Genomic DNA, 18,702 nt, shown 5'->3' with positions numbered 1-18,702 from the left:
CGAGCATGGGCTCGGCTCTACAGAGTCTTGCGGGCGGGCATCAGCAGATTGCCGAACAGCAGGCCGGCCACCAGTGCCATCACCACGTTGAGCACGGTAAGGAACACGCTCTGGCCGGCGCCCACGTCCTGCTGCTGGACCAGGGTCAGCACGCCGCGCAGGCTGGTGCTGCCGGGCACCATCATGATGATGCCGGGCAGGCGGATGATCGCGCCCGGACGCCCGACCAGACGACCGAACAGATTGCCACCGGCCGTCAGCAGCATCGCCGACAGGAAGATGCCGGCCGGCGCGCCCCAGGCGTGGCCGCCAAACTTGGAGATCGCATAACCGGCCACCGAGGCGGCAATCACCCACGGATAGTCGCGACGATTGGCCTTGAACAGCATCGCGAACGCGAATGCCGCGGTCAGCAGCGAGCCCCACTCCACCCACGGCCCCTGCGGCCGAGCCGCGCGGATCACCGGGTCCAGGCCGAGCACGTCGGCCAGGGTCACCGCGATCATCGCGCCGACGCTGAGCTTCATGATGGTGGTCAGCGCGCCGGCAAAGCGCGCGGTGCCCGATACCCAGTGCTGGCTGGCCAGTTCGTTGACCGCATTGGTCAGCGACATGCCGGGCAGCAGCACTACCAGCGAGGCGATGATCACCGTGTTGAGGTTGAGCGCACCAATAAAGGACGCAACCAGCGTGGCGACCAGGCCGGCCAACAGCGCGGCCAGTGCCTCGGCGGCTTCCCGGGTGGCCGGGCGACGGTCGGTGACCATGCCGAGCAGGCCGATCATCAGGCCGATGACACCGGCGGTCGCAATGTCCAGCCACGGCAGCTTCCACATGCCGGCCACGCCGGCCGCGCCAAGGGTGAACGAGAGGATCGTGCGCAGCTTGCCGCGCCGGCCCGGATCCTTGTCCAGCTGGCGCAGCGCGGTGTGGCCCTGGGCGATGCTCATCCGGCCGTTGGCCACTTCTTCGGCAATATGGTCGGCGACGCTGAGCTTGTGCAGGTCGTTCTCGCCGGGCGCCAGGCGGATCACCCGGGTGATGTCACTGGAGCCGATCGCCTGCGCCGGATCGCTGAAGCTGAGGATGATGCCGGTGGGGTTCGACCACGGTTCACAATCCAGGTCGAGCTGGCGAGCCAGTGCCACCACCGCCGTTTCCAGGCGCTGGGCCGTGGTGCCATAGCTGTGCAGGCGTCCGGCGATCTCGGAAACGAAGGCCACCCGCTGCGCGTAGGTGGCCTGGGGCGTGGGGATCGTGTGAGCATCTGCGGACATGCGCCGTAGTATTACCTAGGCGGGGCCTGACCGGAGAAATTCATCCGAGTTCGACGCGATGGCCAATACAGAACGGTTATGCTGCGACCGGAATGGCCCAAGTGACCCCGAACCACGCCCCCCAGCTCGAACAGGACGCCCATGATCCGGGCGTGATCCGCCTGTCCGGCACCTGGACCTTGAAGACCGCGCTGGCCGCGGCCGAGGTCCTGCGTGGCGTTCCTGACACGCTGACCGGCATCGATGCCACCGCCATCGAGAAGATGGATTCGGCCGGCGTGCTGCAGGTGCTGCGCGTGGCCCATCGCGCCGACCTCGGCGAAGACGCACTGAAGTTCCGCGCGGATCACCAGGCGCTGGTGTGCACCATCGAGGAAGTCGCCGACGACCGGCCCAAGCCCAAGCGCGACTTCGGCGTGCTGGCGGCACTGGAGCGGCTGGGTGTCAGCGTCCATGCCACAGGCCACAACATCAAGGCGCTGTGCAGTTTCCTCGGCGAGAACCTGGTCAAGGCGGCCCGCCTGGTCAAGGAACCGCGCCGCTTCCGCCTTACCGCCACCGTGCACCAGATGGAGCAGGTCGGGCTGGATGCGGTGCCGCTGGTGGCACTGCTGTCCTACCTGGTCGGTGCGGTGATCGCCTTCCTCGGCTCGACCATCCTGCGCGACTTCGGCGCCGAGATCTACGTGGTCGAACTGGTCAACATCGCCTTCCTGCGCGAGTTCGCGGTGCTGCTGACCGCGATCGTGCTGGCCGGCCGTACCGCCAGCGCCTTCACCGCACAGATCGGCGCGATGAAGGCGCGCGAGGAAATCGATGCGATGCGCACGCTGGGCCTGGACCCGGTCGACCTGCTGGTGCTGCCTCGCTTGCTGGCGTTGCTGGTCACCCTGCCCCTGCTGACCTTCATCGCGATGATCGCCGGCCTGGCCGGCGGCGTCACCGTCGGTGCGTTCGACCTCGACATCCCGCCGCAGATGTACATCGCGCGCATGCACGAGACCATGGAGGTGCGGCACATGCTGGTCGGCCTGTCGAAGGCGCCGGTGTTCGCGCTGGTGATCGGCCTGATCGGCTGCCTGGAAGGCCTGAAGGTCGAAGGCACGGCACAGTCGGTAGGCGAACGCACTACTTCCAGCGTGGTGCAGACGATCTCGCTGGTGATCATCATCGACGCCTTCGCGGCGTTGTGGTTCATGCACATGGGCTGGTGACATGAGCACGCATCCGACGCCCGAAGACATTCCCATGCAGGACGACGACGGCCACGAGCTGGCCATCCGCGTGCGCGGCCTGGTCAACCGTTTCGGCAGCCAGACCGTGCACGAAGACCTGGACCTGGACGTGCGTCGCGGCGAGATCCTGGGCGTGGTCGGTGGCTCCGGCACCGGCAAGTCGGTGCTGATGCGCTCCATCCTGGGCCTGCGCACGCCCGACGAAGGCCAGATCGAAGTGCTGGGCCGCGACGCGCGTGCCGACGACGCCGAGAGCCGCCTGCACATCGAACGCAACACCGGCGTGCTGTTCCAGGACGGCGCACTGTTTTCGTCACTGACCGTGGGCGAGAACGTGCAGGTGCCGCTGAAGGAACACTACCGCGAACTGCCCGAGCGCTGGCATTACGAGCTGGCACTGCTGAAGGTGAAGCTGGCCGGCCTGCCCGCCGACGCGATCAACAAGCTGCCCTCGCAGCTGTCCGGCGGCATGCGCAAGCGCGCCGGCCTGGCCCGGGCGCTGGCGCTGGACCCGCCGCTGCTGTTCCTGGACGAACCCACCGCCGGCCTCGACCCGATCGGCGCGGCCGCGTTCGACCGACTGATCAAGACCCTGCAGGAAGCGCTGGGGCTGACCGTGTTCCTGATCACCCACGACCTGGACACCCTGTACGCCATCTGCGACCGCGTGGCCGTGCTGGCCGACCGCAGGGTCGTTGCCAACGCCCCCCTCCCGGAAATCGAGAAACTGGATCATCCGTGGATCCAGGAATACTTCCACGGACCCCGCGCGCGCGCCGCGCGTGGCGAACAGATCGAGAGTGCCTAAGCCATGGAAACCAAAGCCAACTACGTGCTGATCGGCGCGTTCACCCTGATCACCGGCCTGGCCCTGCTGGCGTTCGGCCTGTGGGCGGCCAAGTACTCTTCCGACCGCACCTGGCAGGAATACCGCGTGGTGTTCCGCGAGGCGGTGACCGGCCTGTCGGTGGGCAGCCCGGTGCAGTACAACGGCATCGCGGTCGGGTCGATCGTCGAACTGAACCTGGTGCCGGACGACCCGCGCCAGGTGGTCGCACGCATCCGCCTGAACTCGACCACGCCGGTCAAGACCGATACCCGCGCCAAGCTGGCGATCACCAGCCTCACCGGCCCGTCGATCATCCAGCTCAGCGGCGGTACGCCGCAGTCGCCGGCGCTGACCACGGTCAACAAGGATCCGGCACCGATCATACCGACCACGCCGTCGGCGCTGCAGAACATCACTGATGTTGCCAACCGCATCGTCGAGCGCATGGACCAGATCCTCAGCGACCGCAATGTAGCCTCGATCAACGCCACGCTGGCCAACCTGGAGACCATCAGCGGTGGCCTGGCCGACCGCGACCAGGGTACCCAGGCGCTGCTGCTCAGCGCGCGCGATGCCGCCCGCAGCCTGGACACCACGCTGAAGACCACCAACGGCACCATCGAGCGCCTGGACAGGAACCTGGTGCAGCAGCTGCCGGGCATCATCGACAAGCTCGATGCCACCCTGGCCAAGCTCGACTCGGCCGCCGGCAACGCCGATTCGATCCTTGGCGAGAACCGCGCCGCGATCAACAGCTTCGCCAATGATGGCCTCGGCCAGCTCGGCCCGACGCTGACCGAACTGCGCGGCCTGATCCGCGACCTGCGCCGGGTCAGCGACCGCCTCGAGAACAACCCCGCGCGCTACCTGCTGGGCCGCGACGCACCGAAGGAGTTCGAACCCAAATGAGCCCGATGCCCCTTCCGCGCCTGCTGCTGGCCGCTTCGCTGGTCACCCTGCTGGGCGGCTGCTCCATCCTTGGCAGCAGCGAGAAAACCGCAGTGACGCTGTACTCGCCCGCCGTGCAGGTGAAGGCCGACCCGGCGTGGCCGCAGGCCAGCTGGCAGCTGGTACTGGCCAAGCCGAGCGCCGCGCGCCTGGTCGACAGCCCGCGCATCAATGTGCGGCCGACGCCTTCGCAGATGGAAATCTACAAGGGCGCCAGCTGGGCACAGCCGGCCACCGACATGATCGAGGACACCCTGCTGCGCGGCTTCGAGGATTCCGGGCGCATCCGCGGCGTGGCGCGCAGCACCGCCGGCATCCGTGCCGACTACAAGCTGTCCACCGACGTGCGCCGCTTCGAATCGGATTACCAGGGCCAGGCCACGCCGACCGTGGTGATCGAGGTCAACGCCAAGCTGATCCACGTCGCCGACCAGCGCGTGGTGGCCGACCGTACGTTCCGCCAGGCGCAGCCGGTCGGCAGCACCGACGTACCGGCGGTGACCGCGGCGTTCGAACGTGGCCTGCAGCAGCTGGCGCAGGATGTGGTGGGGTGGACACTGGTGAGCGGGCAGGCCGACCAGCCTAACGTCGCGCGCTGATCGATCAGCGCGGCGCAATCCAGCGGAACGTCAGGTTGATCCGCTCACCCTGCACCCGCGCCATCTTCGGAAGCGCGTGCTGGTAGAACCTCTGCGTCTGCCCCGCCATTACCAGCAGATCGCCATGGCCGAGCAGGTACTCGGCCTTGCGCGCCGGATCATCGCGCCGGCGCAGCAGGAATCGACGCGATGCGCCCAGACTCAGCGACGCAATCACCGGGGCCGGACCCAACTCCGGCTCGTCATCGCTGTGCCATCCCATGTAGTCGCCGCCGCCGCGATAGCGGTTCAGCAGCACGCTGTTGAAGCGGCCGAAGCCATCGTCCTGCAGGCGCTCGCGCATGCCCTGCAGGGACGGCGGCCACGGGTGCGGCACGAATTCTGCCCCCGAGTAGCGATAGCGCGCCTGCGGATCACCTATCCAGCAGCTCAACCGTGGCGAATCCACCCAGCTGCCGAACATGCGGATGCGATGCACCTCCCACGGCACGCCGGCTTGCAGATCGCGCTGCAAGGCATCGGCCTCGGCGGGAGACAGCCAGGCCGGGAGGTGGCGGACGTCGGCATCGGGAAGGTCGTGGGGGAACAGCATGGGCGCCCCAAGGGAAAGGGGGGGCGACCGAAGGCCGCCCCGGAACGTCAGCGGCGCGCGAACGCCACGCCCGTTTTTTCCTTCAGTTCGTCATCACTGACACCCGGCGCGGCCTCCACCAGCAGCAGGCCCTTGTCAGTCACGTCGAACACCGCCAGGTCGGTGATGATGCGGTCGACCACGCCCACGCCGGTCAGCGGCAGCGTGCATTCGGCCAGGATCTTGTGCTCGCCGTTCTTGGCGGTGTGCTCCATCAGTACCACCACGCGCTGCACGCCGGCCACCAGGTCCATCGCGCCGCCCATGCCCTTGACCATCTTGCCGGGCACCATCCAGTTGGCCAGGTCGCCCTTGTCGGTGACCTGCATGGCGCCGAGGATGGCCAGGTTGACGTGGCCACCACGGATCATCGCGAAGCTGTCGTGGCTGCCGAAGTAGCTGGCGCCCGCACGTGCGGTGACCGTCTGCTTGCCGGCGTTGATCAGGTCGGCGTCGACCTCGGCGTCGGTCGGGAACGGGCCAATGCCGAGCAGGCCGTTCTCCGACTGCAGCCACACATCCACGCCGTCGGGAATGTGGTTGGCGACCAGGGTCGGCAGGCCGATGCCAAGGTTCACGTAGGCGCCATCGGTCAGTTCCTGGGCGGCACGGGCCGCCATTTCATCGCGGGTCCACGCCATGTCAGTTGCCCTCCGCGCGGATGGTGCGCTGTTCGATTCGCTTCTCAGGATGCGCGTTGTGCACGATGCGGTGCACATAGATGCCCGGCAAGTGAACCTGGTCCGGATCAATCGCACCGACCGGCACCACCTCTTCCACTTCCACGATGCAGACCTTGCCGGCCATCGCGCAGGCCGGGTTGAAGTTGCGCGCGGTCTTGCGGAACACCAGGTTGCCAGCCTCGTCGGCCTTCCAGGCCTTGACCAGTGCCACATCGGCGCGCAGCGCGGTTTCCATCACGTAGTGCTTGCCATCGAACTCGCGGGTTTCCTTGCCTTCGGCCACCACTGTGCCATAGCCGGTGGCGGTGAAGAACGCCGGAATGCCTGCGCCGCCAGCACGCAGGCGTTCGGCCAGGGTGCCCTGCGGGTTGAATTCCAGCTCGAGCTCGCCGGCCAGGAACTGCCGCTCGAACTCCTTGTTCTCGCCCACATAGGACGAAATCATCTTCTTGATCTGCCGGGTTTCCAGCAGCTGGCCCAGACCGAAACCATCGACCCCGGCATTGTTGGAGATCACGGTCAGGCCCTTGGCGCCACTGTCGCGCAGCGCGGCGATCAGGGCCTCGGGAATGCCACACAGGCCGAAGCCGCCCACGGCCAGCGTCTGGCCATCGGCGACCACCCCTTGCAGGGCCTCCGCCGCACTGGCGAAACGCTTGCTGCGCTTGCCGGTGGAAGTCGATTGCTGCATTGCTGTACTACCCTGCACGTTGAGGATGACCGCATTCTAGCTGGAGGGCGGCGAAGGGCCTGGATGCGCCGCAGCATTGCACGGGCATCGCACTGGGTTCCGTAGAATGCTTGGTTCCCCTGCCAATGGCCGGCCCCATGCCCGGCCCACCCTCGTTGATGGCCCATACCTACACCGAAGAAGACCTGCTCCGCTGGATGGACGCGTGGACACTGGAAAAGAGCGAACGTTGCCTGTCCGGCGTCCGCAACATGCATCTGACCAGTGGAATGCTCATCGCCGAAGTGAAAGGCTCGGCCAGATATCCCTACAGGGTGGAAATCGATCTGGAAGCCAGCCTGCGCCATCCTCGCAGCCGCCTGCAAAGTGAATGCTCGTGCCCTGTCGGCCATCACTGCAAGCACGTGGCGGCCGTGCTGATCGCCCACATGCTGGATGCAGCAGACCTGGGCGATGACGATCCAGCGTCGGAGCACGAACCGGTCCAGTCGCCACGCCGCGAACTGCTGGAACAGCTGTCACGCTGGCAGTCCGTCAGAGCCCAGCCTCCCCGGTCACGTAGAAACGGCATCATCTTCGAGCTGTCCACGTTCAATCACCGGCCTTCCATCCTGCTCCGTCGCGTCAAGTACGCCCTCGACGACACGATCGAGTTCGACAAGTGGCAGGAAATCACCCCTCAGCTGTTGCTGGAACCGCCCGCCTACCTGACGCAGGCCGACCTGGCCGCGGTGGCGCAGCTGTGGGCCCTGCATCAGTCGGTGAAACCGCCGGAGTGGTTCGACGTCGGCACGATCCTGCAGTCGATCGTGTCCAGCGGGCATGGCTGGGTGTCATGTGGCATGCATGATCGCGTGCCAGCCAGGCCCGGCACACCACGTCGCGGTACGTTGGGGTGGAGCGCAGAGACGACTCACGGCAGGTTGCTGCTGGCGCCGGCACTGAGCGTGGAAGGCGATGCGGAAGGCCTCGTACTGGGATCTAGTGCCGGTTACCTGGATCCGGTCTCCGGTGAAGTCGGCCTTCTCCTGCTGGACGTCAAGCCAGAGGACGCGGACGCGTTCCTCGCCCTTCCCCACCTGCTCCCCGATGAGGAACCGATCGTGGCGCAACTGCTGCAACAGATCGACCCCGCGCTGCCGCGCCCCGGTGCAGGCGACACACTGCCTACGCTGCAGATCAGCGCCATGACCCCCGTGCTGCGCCTGCATACGATCGAGTTCCGCCCGGCATGGCTTGGCCACCGCGACGCTTCGCAATGGGCCGATATCGCCACCGTGGCCTTCGAATACGACGAGCACGTGCGGTTCCTGGATGATCCGAGCCTGTTCGCCCACGATCCGGAGGGCCAGCTTGCGCTGCTGCCCCGCGACCTGGCCGAGGAATCACGGCGCGAGGCCGAGCTGCGCACGGTGGGACTGCATCGCGACACGGCGCCGCGGGCGCCATTGGAGGGCGCAGGACCTCAGTTCCAGCTGCGCACCCATGACTGGACACGGTTCCTGCTGGACGACGTACCGCGCCTGGAAGCCTTGGGCTGGAAGGTAGAGACCGACGACGATTTCCGCCATCGCATCACCCGGGTGGATGAGATCGACCTGGACATCCAGGCGGACCCGGCGGATGCGGGCTGGTTCAACCTGGGCCTGGACATCCAGGTGGAAGGCCGCAACGTGTCGATGGTTCCGCTGCTGCAGCAGGTGCTGCAGTCCGATCCCCGCTGGATGCGTGGCCAGCTGGACGCCATCGGCGATGATGAGAACATTCTGTTGACGGCGGGCGACAACACGCGCCTGGCATTGCGGGCCGCACGACTGAAACCGATCATGGCCCTGTTGACGGACCTGTTCGCCCAGCGTGGCGCGCCGCTGCGCCTGTCTGTGCTTGACCGTGGCCGCCTGCAGGCGCTGCAGGACACGGCGCGCCTGCAGTTCCGCGGGCGCAAGGACACCCAGGCACTGGTGCAGCGGCTGATGCAGGCACCCGCATTGGGCGAAGTGCCGCCGCCGGCAGGGCTGGTGGCAACGCTGCGTCCCTATCAGCGCGAAGGCCTGTCGTGGCTGCAGTACCTGCGCCAGCAGGGCCTGGGGGGCGTGCTGGCCGATGACATGGGCCTGGGCAAAACCGTGCAGACGCTGGCGCATGTGCTGGTCGAGAAGGAAGCCGGTCGCCTGGACCGTCCGGCGCTGCTGGTGGTGCCCACTTCGCTGCTGCACAACTGGCAGAGCGAAGCGGCACGCTTCACCCCGGGCCTGCGCGTGCTGACCCTGCACGGGCCGGCACGTGAAACGCTGTTCGAGGCGATTCCCGGGCACGACCTTGTACTGACCACCTACCCTCTGCTGTGGCGCGACGAGCAGGCGCTGCAGGCACATACCTACCATCTGCTGATTCTGGATGAAGCCCAGCAGGTGAAGAATCCGAAGTCACGCGCGGCCATCGCCCTGCGCACGCTGCAGGCGCGCCACCGGCTGTGCCTGACCGGCACGCCGCTGGAAAACCACCTGGGCGAGCTGTGGACGCAGTTCGACTTCCTGCTGCCCGGCCTGATAGGCAGCGAGAAACAGTTCAACCAGCATTGGCGCCATCCGATCGAACGTGGCAGCGACCACCGCCGCGCCACCTTGCTGGCGCAACGGCTGCGTCCGTTCATACTGCGCCGGCGCAAGGACCAGGTGGCTTCAGAGCTTCCGCCCAAGACCGTCATTACCCGCGCGGTGGAAATGGAAGGCGGCCAGCGTGATCTCTATGAAACCGTGCGCGCAGCGATGGAAAAGCAGGTGCGCGAAGCCATCAGCGGCAGCGGGCTGGCGCGCAGCCACATCGTGGTACTGGATGCGTTGCTGAAGCTGCGCCAGGTCTGCTGCGATCCGCGCCTGCTGCCGGGCGACATCCCCGCCCGCAATGCCGGTTCGGCAAAGCTCGAGCTGCTGCGCGAGATGCTTCCGTCGATGGTCGAGGAGGGCCGGCGCATCCTGTTGTTCTCGCAGTTCACCGGCATGCTCGCGCTGATCGCGCAGGCACTGGATCAGTTGGGCTTGGCCTATGTGACCCTGACCGGCGACACCCAGGACCGGGCCACGCCGGTGCAGCGCTTCATGCAGGGCGAGGTGCCGGTATTCCTGATCAGCCTGAAGGCAGGTGGCGTCGGGTTGAACCTGACCGCCGCCGATACCGTCATCCACTTCGACCCGTGGTGGAATCCGGCGGCCGAAAACCAGGCCAGCGATCGCGCCCATCGCATCGGCCAGCAGCAGCCGGTGTTCGTTTACCGGCTGATCGCCGCAGGCAGCATCGAAGAACGGATTGCCGAGCTGCAGGAGCGCAAGGCCACGCTGGCCGACGCCATTCTCGAAAGCGGCGGCGCTACGGGGCCACGCTTCAGCGAAGAAGACGTGCAGGCGCTGCTGGCGCCGTTGCCGGGCCTGCCCGGCAAGCGTTTGCGCAAAGCGGGCAAGCGGTCGACGCGAAGCTGACCTCCGGACGCCAGTCAGGTGGCGTTCCCCGATGGAAACGATTCCCATACATGACTGGGACTACAATTGGGGACTGAGCTCACAAAGGAACTGATCGATGCCCCTGCCCGCCTTCAAGGCCTACGATATCCGCGGCCGTGTGCCGGAAGAACTGAACGAAGACCTGGCCCGCCGCATCGGCGTCGCCTTGGCCGCGCAGCTCGCTCCCGGTCCAGTGGTCCTCGGCCACGATGTGCGCCTGACCAGCCCGGCGCTGCAGGATGCACTGGCCACCGGCCTGCGTGGTACCGGGCGCGAGGTGATCGACATCGGCCTGTGCGGCACGGAAGAAGTCTATTTCCAGACCGACCATCTGGGCGCGGCCGGCGGCGTGATGGTCACCGCCAGCCACAACCCGATGGATTACAACGGCATGAAGCTGGTCAAGGAGAATGCCCGGCCGATCAGCTCCGATACCGGCCTGTTCGCAATCTCCGACGCGGTTTCCGCCGATACGTCCGAGGCCCAGCCGCCGCGTGCCGGGCAGGTTGCCCAGCACGACAAGAGCGCCTACATCCAGCACCTGCTCAGCTATGTCGATGCCAGCAGGCTCAAGCCGCTGAAGCTGGTGGTGAATGCCGGTAACGGCGGCGCGGGCGCGATCGTCGACCTGCTGGCCCCGCACCTGCCGTTCGAGTTCATCCGCATCTGCCACGAACCGGACGGCAGCTTCCCCAACGGCATTCCCAACCCGCTGCTGCCGGAGAACCGCGCCGCCACCGCCGATGCGGTGCGTGAACACGGTGCCGATTTCGGCATTGCCTGGGACGGTGACTTCGACCGCTGCTTCTTCTTCGACCACACCGGCCGCTTCATCGAGGGCTACTACCTGGTCGGTCTGCTGGCCAAGGCGATCCTGGCACGCAATCCCGGCGGCAAGGTCGTGCATGACCCGCGCCTGGTCTGGAACACCGTGGATATGGTCGAACAGGCGGGCGGTGTGCCGGTGCAGTGCAAGAGCGGCCACGCCTTCATCAAGGAAAAGATGCGCGCCGAAGACGCCGTGTACGGTGGCGAGATGAGCGCCCACCACTATTTCCGCGAGTTCGCCTATGCCGACTCCGGCATGATCCCGTGGCTGCTGATCGCGCAGCTGATCTCCGAGAGCGGCCGCTCACTGGCCGAGTGGGTCGAAGACCGCATGGCGGCCTATCCGTGCAGTGGCGAGATCAACTTCAAGGTGGCCGATGCCAAGGCTGCCGTGGCCCGCGTGATGGAGCACTTCGCGGCGCAATCACCGGTACTGGATCACACCGACGGCATCAGTGCCGACTTCGGCGGCTGGCGCTTCAACCTGCGCAGCTCCAACACCGAACCGCTGCTGCGCCTGAATGTCGAAGCCCGTGGTGACGCCGCGCTGATGCAGGCGCGTACCGACGAAATTTCCCGCCTAATCCAGCAGTAATCAAGGACGACCATGAGCATCATCCAGCCCGTCATTCTGTCCGGTGGCTCCGGCACCCGCCTGTGGCCGCTGTCGCGCGAGTCCTACCCCAAGCAGTTTCTACCCTTGGCCAGCGAGCTGACGATGCTGCAGGCCACTTGGAAGCGGGTGGCGCCGATCGCCGCGCATGGCCCGCTGGTGATCGCCAACGAGGAGCACCGCTTTGTCGCTGCCGAGCAGCTGCAGCAGGTCGGCGCCGAGCCGGCGGCCATCATCCTGGAACCGGTTGGCCGCAACACGGCGCCGGCAATCGCGGTCGCAGCCCTGGAAGCCACCCGCGACGGCGCCGATGCGCTGCTGCTGGTGCTGCCCTCGGACCATGTGATCACCGACGAAGCCGCCTTCCGCAGCGCCGTGCAGGCCGCCGCCAGTGCCGCCGAAACCGGCAAGCTGGTGACCTTCGGCATCGTGCCGACCGGCCCGGAAACCGGCTACGGCTATATCAAGGCCGCCGATGGGCAGGGCCTGCGTGCGGTCGAGCGCTTTGTCGAAAAGCCCGACCTCGAGACCGCCAGCGGTTACGTCAGCAGCGGCCAGTATTACTGGAACAGCGGCATGTTCCTGTTCAAGGCCTCGCGCTACCTGCAGGAACTGGAGCGCTTCCAGCCCGGCATGCTGGCCGGCAGCCGCCAGGCCTGGCAGCAGGCCCGCCGCGATTCGGATTTCACCCGCCTGGACAAGGACGCCTTCGCCGCCGTTCCCTCTGATTCCATCGACTATGCCGTGATGGAAAAAACCGCCGACGCCGTGGTGATTCCGTTGGACGCCGGCTGGAACGATGTCGGCTCGTGGACAGCCCTGCGCGATGTCTCGCAGCAGGACGGCGATGGCAACGCCCACCAGGGCGATGTGATCGCCATCGACTGCCGCAACACCTATGCCTATGCACAGCGCCTGGTGGCACTGGTCGGCCTGGATGACGTGATTGTCGTCGAGACCGACGACGCGGTGCTGGTCGGCAGGGCCGACCGCATGCAGGAGGTCAAGACCGTTGTCGGTCAGCTGAAGTCCGAAGGCCGCAGCGAGGCCACGTGGCATCGCAAGGTCTACCGCCCGTGGGGCGCGTACGATTCAATCGACAATGGTGCACGCTTCCAGGTCAAGCGCATCACGGTCAAGCCCGGCGGCACACTCAGCCTGCAGATGCATCATCACCGCGCCGAGCACTGGATCGTGGTCAGCGGCACCGCAGAAGTGACCCGCGGCGACGAAGTGATCCTGCTCAGCGAAAACCAGAGCACGTACATCCCGCTGGGAGTGACCCATCGCCTGCGCAACCCGGGCAAGCTGCCGCTGGAACTGATCGAAGTGCAGTCCGGCAGCTACCTTGGCGAGGACGACATCGTGCGCTTCGAGGATACCTACGGGCGCAGCTGACCCGGCGCCCGCTGGAGGCGACCGACCGTTGGTTGGGGTGGGTGCCGACCGTTGGTCGGGGTGGGTGCCGACCGTTGGTCGGCACGCCGCCTGCCGGGTCAGGCAATCTCCGCCATCACCCGCTTCAGGCCATCCTGCCAACTCGGCAGTACGATACTGAAATCCTGCTGCAGCTTGCGGTTGTCCAGCACCGACCAGGCCGGGCGCTTGGCCGGGGTCGGATACTCGGAACTGGGAATCGCCTCGACCGCCGGCACCTTCGCCAACACGCCGGTAACCAGCGCTTCGGCGAAGATCGCTTCGGCGAACCCATGCCAGCTGGTCTGGCCGCTGGCGGTCAGGTGCCAGGTACCGGACAGTTGGCCCGGATGCCGCAGCGCCTGCGCAGTAACATCAGCGATCAGCGCGGCCGGCGTCGGCGTACCGACCTGGTCGGCCACCACACGCAGCTGGTCGCGCTCGGCGCCGACGCGCAACATGGTGCGCAGGAAATTTGCCCCATGCGAGGCATACACCCAGGCCGTGCGGAAGATCAGGTGGCGACCGCCGGCCGCGCGTACCGCATCCTCACCATCGCGCTTGCTGGTGCCATACACACCCAGCGGCGCGGTCGGCTCGTCCTCGCGGTACGGCGCGGTGCCCTGGCCATCGAACACGTAGTCGGTGGAGTAATGCACGAACGGCACGCCATGGGCCGCACACCAACGCGCGATCATGCCAGGCGCCTGCGCGTTGGCCGCAAACGCAGCTTCCACATCCTGCTCGGCACGATCAACGGCGGTATAGGCCGCAGCATTCACCACCACCGACGGCTGAAGACGGTCCAGCAGGGCCGGCAGGCTTTCAGGTTGGCCGAAATCGGCGGTTTCGCAGGCGCTGCCATCCGGCAGAGTGCCGCTGCGGGTGGTCGCGACCACCTTGCCCAGCGGCGCCAGCGCGCGCAGCAGCTCCTGGCCGACCTGGCCGTTGCCACCGAACACCAGCACGGTCATGGCGCGCCCTGGGCGGCGGTGTAGACCGGCAGGCGGTCTTCGGCGATGTCCTTCAGGAACGGCGCGTTCTCGTCCTTGGCCGACAACGTCGGTGCACTGACTGGCCAGTCCACGGCGATATCCGCATCGTTCCAGCGCACGCCGGCATCGAAGTCCTTCAGGTAGACCTCGGTGCACAGATAGCTGAACACCGCGCGCTCGGACAGGACGGCGAAACCGTGGGCGAAGCCTTCCGGAATCCAGAACTGCTTCTTGTTCTCCGCGCTCAGCACCACCGCTTCCCACTGGCCGAAGGTCGGCGAACCCCGACGGATGTCGACGGCCACGTCATAGACCTCGCCTTCCAGCACGCTGACCAGCTTGCCCTGCGGCCGCGGCCACTGGTAATGCAGGCCACGCAGCACGCCCTGCGCCGAGGTGGAGACATTGCTCTGCACGAAGCGGTCCGGCAAGCCCAGTGTGGCAAAGCGTTCGGCGTTCCAGGTTTCGAAGAAGTAGCCGCGTGCGTCGCCGAACACCGCCGGCTCGATCACCACGCAGCCAGGCAACTTGGTTTCAATCACTTTCACGGAACAACTCCACGCAGGGCGAGCTTGTGCAGGTACTGGCCGTAGCCATTCTTGATCAGCGGCGCGGCGAGTGCCTCCAGCTGTTCGGCGGTGATCCAGCCCTGGCCAAACGAGATTTCTTCCGGGCAGCAGACCTGCAGGCCCTGCCGGGTCTGGATGGTCTCGATGAAGTTGGAGGCTTCCAGCAGCGACTGGTGGGTGCCGGTATCGAGCCAGGCATAGCCACGGCCGAGCGCTTCCAGGTGCAGGTTTCTCTCGCCCAGATAGCGCTTGTTGAGATCGGTGATCTCCAGCTCGCCGCGCGGCGACGGCTTCAGCTCGGACGCGTAATCGCTTGCCTTGCCGTCATAGAAGTACAGGCCAGTCACCGCATAGTTCGAACGCGGGTTTTCCGGCTTCTCCACCAGATCGATGACCTTGCCGCTCTTGTCGAACTCGGCCACGCCATAGCGCTCCGGATCATTCACCCAGTAGCCGAACACGGTGGCACCGTCGGTGCGCTCATCGGCGCGCTTGAGCACGTCGCGCAGGCCGTGGCCGTGGAAGATGTTGTCACCCAGCACCAGGCAGCTCGGTTTGCCGGCCACGAAGTCGCGGCCGATCAGGTAGGCCTGGGCCAGGCCATCGGGGCTGGGCTGCACCGCGTACTGGATGTCCATGCCCCACTGCGAACCATCGCCCAGCAGCTGCTGGAACAGGGCCTGCTCGTGCGGGGTGTTGATGATCAGCACCTCGCGGATGCCCGCCAGCATCAGCACGCTGAGCGGGTAGTAGATCATCGGCTTGTCGTACACCGGCAGCAGCTGCTTGCTGACGCCCTTGGTGATCGGATACAGCCGGGTGCCGGAGCCGCCGGCGAGGATGATGCCCTTGCGCTGCGTCATGGTGTCTCCCGGGTTCAGGCTGCGGTGCCGATGCGCTGCAGGCGGTAGCTGCCGTCCAGCACGCCGTTGACCCATTCCTGGTTGTCCAGGTACCAGTCGACGGTGAAGGTGATGCCCTGCTCGAAGGTGTAGGCCGGTTCCCAGCCCAGGTCGTTCTTCAGCTTGGAGGCATCGATCGCATAGCGGCGGTCATGGCCGGGGCGGTCGGCGACGTAGGTGATCTGGCTGCTGCGCGGCTGGCCGTCCGCACGCGGGCGGCGCTGGTCCAGCAGTGCGCAGATGGCCTGCACCACTTCGATGTTCTGCTTTTCCGAGTTGCCGCCCACGTTGTAGGTCTCGCCGACCTGGCCCTTGGCCAGCACGGTGCGGATCGCCTCGCAGTGGTCGGAGACGAACAGCCAGTCGCGCACCTGCTTGCCATCGCCGTACACCGGCAGCGGCTCGCCGGCCAGCGCCTTGGCGATCACCAGCGGGATAAGCTTCTCCGGGAAGTGGTACGGGCCATAGTTGTTGGAGCAGTTGGTGGTCAGCACCGGCAGCCCGTAGGTGTGGTGGAACGCACGCACCAGGTGGTCCGAGGCGGCCTTCGACGCCGAGTACGGGGAATTCGGAGCATACGGCGTGGTTTCGCTGAACTTGCCGGTCTCACCCAGGGTGCCGTACACCTCGTCAGTGGATACGTGCAGGAAGCGGAAGGCCGCGCCCTGCTCGGCCGGCAGCGCCTTCCAGTAGTCACGGACCGCCTCCAGCAGGCCCAGGGTGCCCACCACGTTGGTCTGGATGAAGGCGCCAGGACCGTCGATGGAGCGATCCACGTGGCTCTCGGCAGCAAAGTTGAGCACGGCGTCCGGCCGGTGCTCGGCCAGCAGGCGGGTGACCAGCGCCTGATCGCCGATGTCGCCCTGCACGAACACGTGATTCGGGTTGCCGTCCAGGCTGGACAGGGTCTTCAGATTGCCGGCGTAGGTCAGCGCATCGAGGTTGATGACTTTGACGCCGCGCGCGACGGCCTCGAGAACGAAGTTACCGCCAATGAATCCGGCGCCGCCGGTGACAAGCCATGTGGGCACTACCTGTTCTCCTGATCGAAATTCATCCAAGGGGCGCTATGAAGCGCCCGACACAGCGGCACAGGATACATGTGGTTCGTCTTCACGACTGCCTGCGTGACGTGAACGACGCACGATACTCACGCGAGCCATGCCGCATCGCAACATGACCATACGCGTTCGCATGGTCGTCCCAAGCCAGCTAGAATCGGGATCCCACCCCCGAACCGGTTGCTGTGCGAGGACCGGACGTTCTCCCCAGTTATTGAAGGACCCCGTACCAGATGAAAATCCTCGTCGCGTACAAGCGCGTGGTGGACTACAACGTCCGCATTCAGGTCAAGCCGGACGGTTCCGGCGTGGTCACCGACGGCGTCAAGCTGTCACCCAATCCCTTCGATGAAATCGCCCTGGAAGAAGCCCTGCGCCTGCGCGACAAGGGCATTGCCAGCGAAGTGGTGGTCGCCACCATTGCCCCGGCCGATGCCCAGGCGCACCTGCGCAACGGCCTGGCCATGGGCGCCAACCGTGCCATCCACGTCGTTACCGACCAGGCCATCCAGCCGCTGACAGCCGCACGCACCCTGCTCAAGCTGATCGAGAAGGAACAGCCGGACCTGGTGATCCTGGGCAAGCAGGCCATCGACGACGACGCCAACCAGACTGGCCAGATGCTGGCCACGCTGTGGGGCCGCCCGCAGGCGACCTTCGCCAGCAAGCTGGAGATTGCTGATGGCAAGGCCACGGTGACCCGCGAAGTCGACGCCGGCCTGGAAACGCTGGAAGTGGACCTGCCGGCGGTGGTCACCACCGATCTGCGCCTGAACGAGCCGCGCTTCATCAAGCTGCCGGACATCATGAAGGCCAAGGCCAAGCCGCTGGAGACCCTGCAGCTGGCCGATCTGGGCGTTGAAGCCGCCGATACCTTCAAGACCACCCAGTATGCCGCGCCGTCCAAGCGCAGCAAGGGTGTGATGGTCAAGGACGCGGCTGAACTGGTGGCCGCACTCAAGCAGAAGGGGTTGCTGTAATGAGCAGGATTCTCGTCATCGCCGAACACCACGACGGCAAGCTCAACGCCGCCACCGCCAAGACCGTAAGCGCTGCTGCCGCCATCAGCGGTGCCAGCATCGACGTGCTGGTGCTGGCCGCCGACCCGGCCGCCGTTGCCGCTGAGGCCGCGAAGATCGCTGGCGTCGCCAAGGTTCTGACCGTGGCCAACGCTGCCAACGCGCAGGCCATCGCCCAGGTGCTGGCGCCGCAGATCGCGCAGCTGGCCAAGGGCTACACCCACGTGTTCGGCCCGTCCACCACCTTCGGCAAGGACCTGATGCCCTGCGTGGCCGCCCTGCTGGGCGTCAACCAGGTCTCCGACCTGATGACCGTCGAAGGCAGCCACACCTTCAAGCGCCCGATCTACGCCGGCAACGCGATCATCACCGTGGAAGCCCCCGCCGACCAGATCGTGGTCGCCACCGTACGCGCCGCGTCATGGCCGGAAGCCGCCCAGGGCGGCAGTGCCACCATTGAAGCGGCCAGCGTCGATGCTGCCCTGCCGAGCCACACCCGCTTCATCGGCCTGGCCGCCGGTGCCAGCGACCGCCCGGACCTGCAGAGCGCCAAGCGCGTGGTCTCCGGTGGCCGCGGCGTCGGTTCGGAAGAGAACTTCAAGGTCATCTTCCAGCTGGCCGACAAGCTCGGCGCCGCCGTCGGTGCCTCGCGCGCCGCGGTCGATGCCGGCTACGTGCCCAGCGACCTGCAGGTGGGCCAGACCGGCAAGATCATCGCCCCGGAGCTGTATGTGGCGGTGGGCATCAGCGGTGCGATCCAGCATCTGACCGGCATCAAGGACGCCGGTACGATCGTGGCGATCAACAAGGATCCGGATTCGCCGATCTTTGAGATTGCCGATATCGGCTTGGTTGGGGATCTGTTCGCGATCCTGCCGGATCTGGAAAAGGCCTTGGCCTGATGCCCGG

At 66.4% G+C, this 18,702-nt stretch carries 17 protein-coding genes; 9 read left to right on the top strand and 8 right to left on the bottom strand.

All coding sequences use genetic code 11. The features are described 5' to 3' along the window. Positions 1-17 precede the first annotated feature (17 nt). The gene (locus AC5P8C_RS14700; protein WP_019660983.1) at positions 18-1,277 is read right to left on the bottom strand and encodes a threonine/serine exporter family protein; all 1,260 of its coding nucleotides are present in this window, start codon (positions 1,275-1,277) and stop codon (positions 18-20) included. 92 nt (positions 1,278-1,369) lie between these two features. Here AC5P8C_RS14700 and AC5P8C_RS14695 point away from each other — a divergent pair, with 92 nt between their 5' ends. Genes AC5P8C_RS14695 through AC5P8C_RS14680 form a run of 4 tightly spaced genes read left to right on the top strand, consistent with a single transcriptional unit; the run spans position 1,370 to position 4,888 of the window. Next, positions 1,370-2,491, top strand: a complete 1,122-nt coding sequence (locus AC5P8C_RS14695) for an ABC transporter permease (protein WP_019660982.1) — start codon at positions 1,370-1,372, stop codon at positions 2,489-2,491. 1 nt (position 2,492) lies between these two features. Continuing rightward, a complete protein-coding gene (locus tag AC5P8C_RS14690) occupies positions 2,493-3,320 on the top strand; it encodes an ABC transporter ATP-binding protein (protein WP_019660981.1) in 828 nt (275 codons plus the stop codon). Between the two features lie 3 nt (positions 3,321-3,323). Next, entirely contained in the window at positions 3,324-4,250 is a 927-nt protein-coding gene (locus tag AC5P8C_RS14685) for an MlaD family protein (protein ID WP_019660980.1), read from the top strand. Next, positions 4,247-4,888 carry an ABC-type transport auxiliary lipoprotein family protein gene (locus AC5P8C_RS14680; protein WP_019660979.1) on the top strand — a complete coding sequence of 214 codons (642 nt, stop codon included), beginning with the start codon at positions 4,247-4,249 and terminating at the stop codon, positions 4,886-4,888. Before AC5P8C_RS14685 ends, AC5P8C_RS14680 begins: the two co-directional genes overlap by 4 nt. A 4-nt stretch (positions 4,889-4,892) precedes the next feature. Here the strand turns inward: AC5P8C_RS14680 and AC5P8C_RS14675 are convergent, their stop codons facing one another. Genes AC5P8C_RS14675 through AC5P8C_RS14665 form a run of 3 tightly spaced genes read right to left on the bottom strand, consistent with a single transcriptional unit; the run spans position 4,893 to position 6,893 of the window. After that, positions 4,893-5,480 carry an alpha-ketoglutarate-dependent dioxygenase AlkB family protein gene (locus tag AC5P8C_RS14675; RefSeq protein WP_019660978.1) on the bottom strand — a complete coding sequence of 196 codons (588 nt, stop codon included), beginning with the start codon at positions 5,478-5,480 and terminating at the stop codon, positions 4,893-4,895. Between the two features lie 47 nt (positions 5,481-5,527). Further along, the gene (locus AC5P8C_RS14670) at positions 5,528-6,160 is read right to left on the bottom strand and encodes a CoA transferase subunit B (RefSeq protein WP_019660977.1); all 633 of its coding nucleotides are present in this window, start codon (positions 6,158-6,160) and stop codon (positions 5,528-5,530) included. 1 nt (position 6,161) lies between these two features. Continuing rightward, positions 6,162-6,893 carry a CoA transferase subunit A gene (locus tag AC5P8C_RS14665; RefSeq protein WP_019660976.1) on the bottom strand — a complete coding sequence of 244 codons (732 nt, stop codon included), beginning with the start codon at positions 6,891-6,893 and terminating at the stop codon, positions 6,162-6,164. Positions 6,894-7,051: 158 nt separating this feature from the next. Here AC5P8C_RS14665 and AC5P8C_RS14660 point away from each other — a divergent pair, with 158 nt between their 5' ends. From AC5P8C_RS14660 to AC5P8C_RS14650, 3 genes are all read left to right on the top strand, one after another. After that, positions 7,052-10,369, top strand: a complete 3,318-nt coding sequence (locus tag AC5P8C_RS14660; RefSeq protein WP_019660975.1) for a DEAD/DEAH box helicase — start codon at positions 7,052-7,054, stop codon at positions 10,367-10,369. A 97-nt stretch (positions 10,370-10,466) separates the two neighbouring features. After that, a complete protein-coding gene (locus tag AC5P8C_RS14655; RefSeq protein ID WP_019660974.1) occupies positions 10,467-11,813 on the top strand; it encodes a phosphohexomutase domain-containing protein in 1,347 nt (448 codons plus the stop codon). 12 nt (positions 11,814-11,825) lie between these two features. Next, the gene (locus AC5P8C_RS14650; protein WP_019660973.1) at positions 11,826-13,229 is read left to right on the top strand and encodes a mannose-1-phosphate guanylyltransferase/mannose-6-phosphate isomerase; all 1,404 of its coding nucleotides are present in this window, start codon (positions 11,826-11,828) and stop codon (positions 13,227-13,229) included. A 98-nt stretch (positions 13,230-13,327) separates the two neighbouring features. On the opposite strand, the gene rfbD is transcribed toward AC5P8C_RS14650, so the two are convergent. The 4 genes from rfbD to rfbB are packed head-to-tail and all read right to left on the bottom strand — an operon-like array spanning position 13,328 to position 16,744. Continuing rightward, complete coding sequence (gene rfbD / locus AC5P8C_RS14645) at positions 13,328-14,221, bottom strand: dTDP-4-dehydrorhamnose reductase (protein ID WP_019660972.1); 894 nt, start codon at positions 14,219-14,221, stop codon at positions 13,328-13,330. Further along, positions 14,218-14,790 (bottom strand): dTDP-4-dehydrorhamnose 3,5-epimerase, encoded by a 573-nt coding sequence (gene rfbC / locus AC5P8C_RS14640; RefSeq protein WP_019660971.1) that lies wholly within the window; start codon positions 14,788-14,790, stop codon positions 14,218-14,220. Before rfbC ends, rfbD begins: the two co-directional genes overlap by 4 nt. Then, positions 14,787-15,674 carry a glucose-1-phosphate thymidylyltransferase RfbA gene (rfbA, locus tag AC5P8C_RS14635; RefSeq protein WP_019660970.1) on the bottom strand — a complete coding sequence of 296 codons (888 nt, stop codon included), beginning with the start codon at positions 15,672-15,674 and terminating at the stop codon, positions 14,787-14,789. The genes rfbC and rfbA overlap by 4 nt, the downstream gene beginning before the upstream one ends. Before the next feature lie 14 nt (positions 15,675-15,688). After that, complete coding sequence (gene rfbB / locus AC5P8C_RS14630) at positions 15,689-16,744, bottom strand: dTDP-glucose 4,6-dehydratase (RefSeq protein WP_111097806.1); 1,056 nt, start codon at positions 16,742-16,744, stop codon at positions 15,689-15,691. A gap of 263 nt (positions 16,745-17,007) precedes the next feature. On the opposite strand from rfbB, the gene AC5P8C_RS14625 reads away from it, so the two are divergent. Together AC5P8C_RS14625 and AC5P8C_RS14620 are read left to right on the top strand one after the other, a co-directional pair. After that, complete coding sequence (locus AC5P8C_RS14625; RefSeq protein WP_019660968.1) at positions 17,008-17,754, top strand: electron transfer flavoprotein subunit beta/FixA family protein; 747 nt, start codon at positions 17,008-17,010, stop codon at positions 17,752-17,754. After that, complete coding sequence (locus AC5P8C_RS14620) at positions 17,754-18,695, top strand: electron transfer flavoprotein subunit alpha/FixB family protein (RefSeq protein ID WP_019660967.1); 942 nt, start codon at positions 17,754-17,756, stop codon at positions 18,693-18,695. The genes AC5P8C_RS14625 and AC5P8C_RS14620 overlap by 1 nt, the downstream gene beginning before the upstream one ends. Positions 18,696-18,702 lie beyond the last annotated feature (7 nt).

The sequence above is a fragment of the Stenotrophomonas sp. YJH_SMC_46 genome, assembly GCF_059370315.1.
This window is presented reverse-complemented; position numbering and strand designations above follow the sequence as displayed.

Bases quoted from the DNA above. Each gene is read 5' to 3' on its own strand.
- AC5P8C_RS14685 (WP_019660980.1), top strand. From the start codon at position 3,324: ATGGAAACCAAAGCCAACTACGTGCTGATCGGCGCGTTCACCCTGATC.
- rfbA (WP_019660970.1), bottom strand. From the start codon at position 15,674: ATGACGCAGCGCAAGGGCATCATCCTCGCCGGCGGCTCCGGCACCCGG.
- AC5P8C_RS14695 (WP_019660982.1), top strand. From the start codon at position 1,370: ATGGCCCAAGTGACCCCGAACCACGCCCCCCAGCTCGAACAGGACGCC.
- AC5P8C_RS14620 (WP_019660967.1), top strand. From the start codon at position 17,754: ATGAGCAGGATTCTCGTCATCGCCGAACACCACGACGGCAAGCTCAAC.
- AC5P8C_RS14690 (WP_019660981.1), top strand. From the start codon at position 2,493: ATGAGCACGCATCCGACGCCCGAAGACATTCCCATGCAGGACGACGAC.
- AC5P8C_RS14680 (WP_019660979.1), top strand. From the start codon at position 4,247: ATGAGCCCGATGCCCCTTCCGCGCCTGCTGCTGGCCGCTTCGCTGGTC.
- AC5P8C_RS14665 (WP_019660976.1), bottom strand. From the start codon at position 6,893: ATGCAGCAATCGACTTCCACCGGCAAGCGCAGCAAGCGTTTCGCCAGT.
- AC5P8C_RS14670 (WP_019660977.1), bottom strand. From the start codon at position 6,160: ATGGCGTGGACCCGCGATGAAATGGCGGCCCGTGCCGCCCAGGAACTG.
- rfbD (WP_019660972.1), bottom strand. From the start codon at position 14,221: ATGACCGTGCTGGTGTTCGGTGGCAACGGCCAGGTCGGCCAGGAGCTG.
- AC5P8C_RS14655 (WP_019660974.1), top strand. From the start codon at position 10,467: ATGCCCCTGCCCGCCTTCAAGGCCTACGATATCCGCGGCCGTGTGCCG.
- AC5P8C_RS14675 (WP_019660978.1), bottom strand. From the start codon at position 5,480: ATGCTGTTCCCCCACGACCTTCCCGATGCCGACGTCCGCCACCTCCCG.
- AC5P8C_RS14700 (WP_019660983.1), bottom strand. From the start codon at position 1,277: ATGTCCGCAGATGCTCACACGATCCCCACGCCCCAGGCCACCTACGCG.
- AC5P8C_RS14650 (WP_019660973.1), top strand. From the start codon at position 11,826: ATGAGCATCATCCAGCCCGTCATTCTGTCCGGTGGCTCCGGCACCCGC.
- AC5P8C_RS14625 (WP_019660968.1), top strand. From the start codon at position 17,008: ATGAAAATCCTCGTCGCGTACAAGCGCGTGGTGGACTACAACGTCCGC.
- AC5P8C_RS14660 (WP_019660975.1), top strand. From the start codon at position 7,052: ATGGCCCATACCTACACCGAAGAAGACCTGCTCCGCTGGATGGACGCG.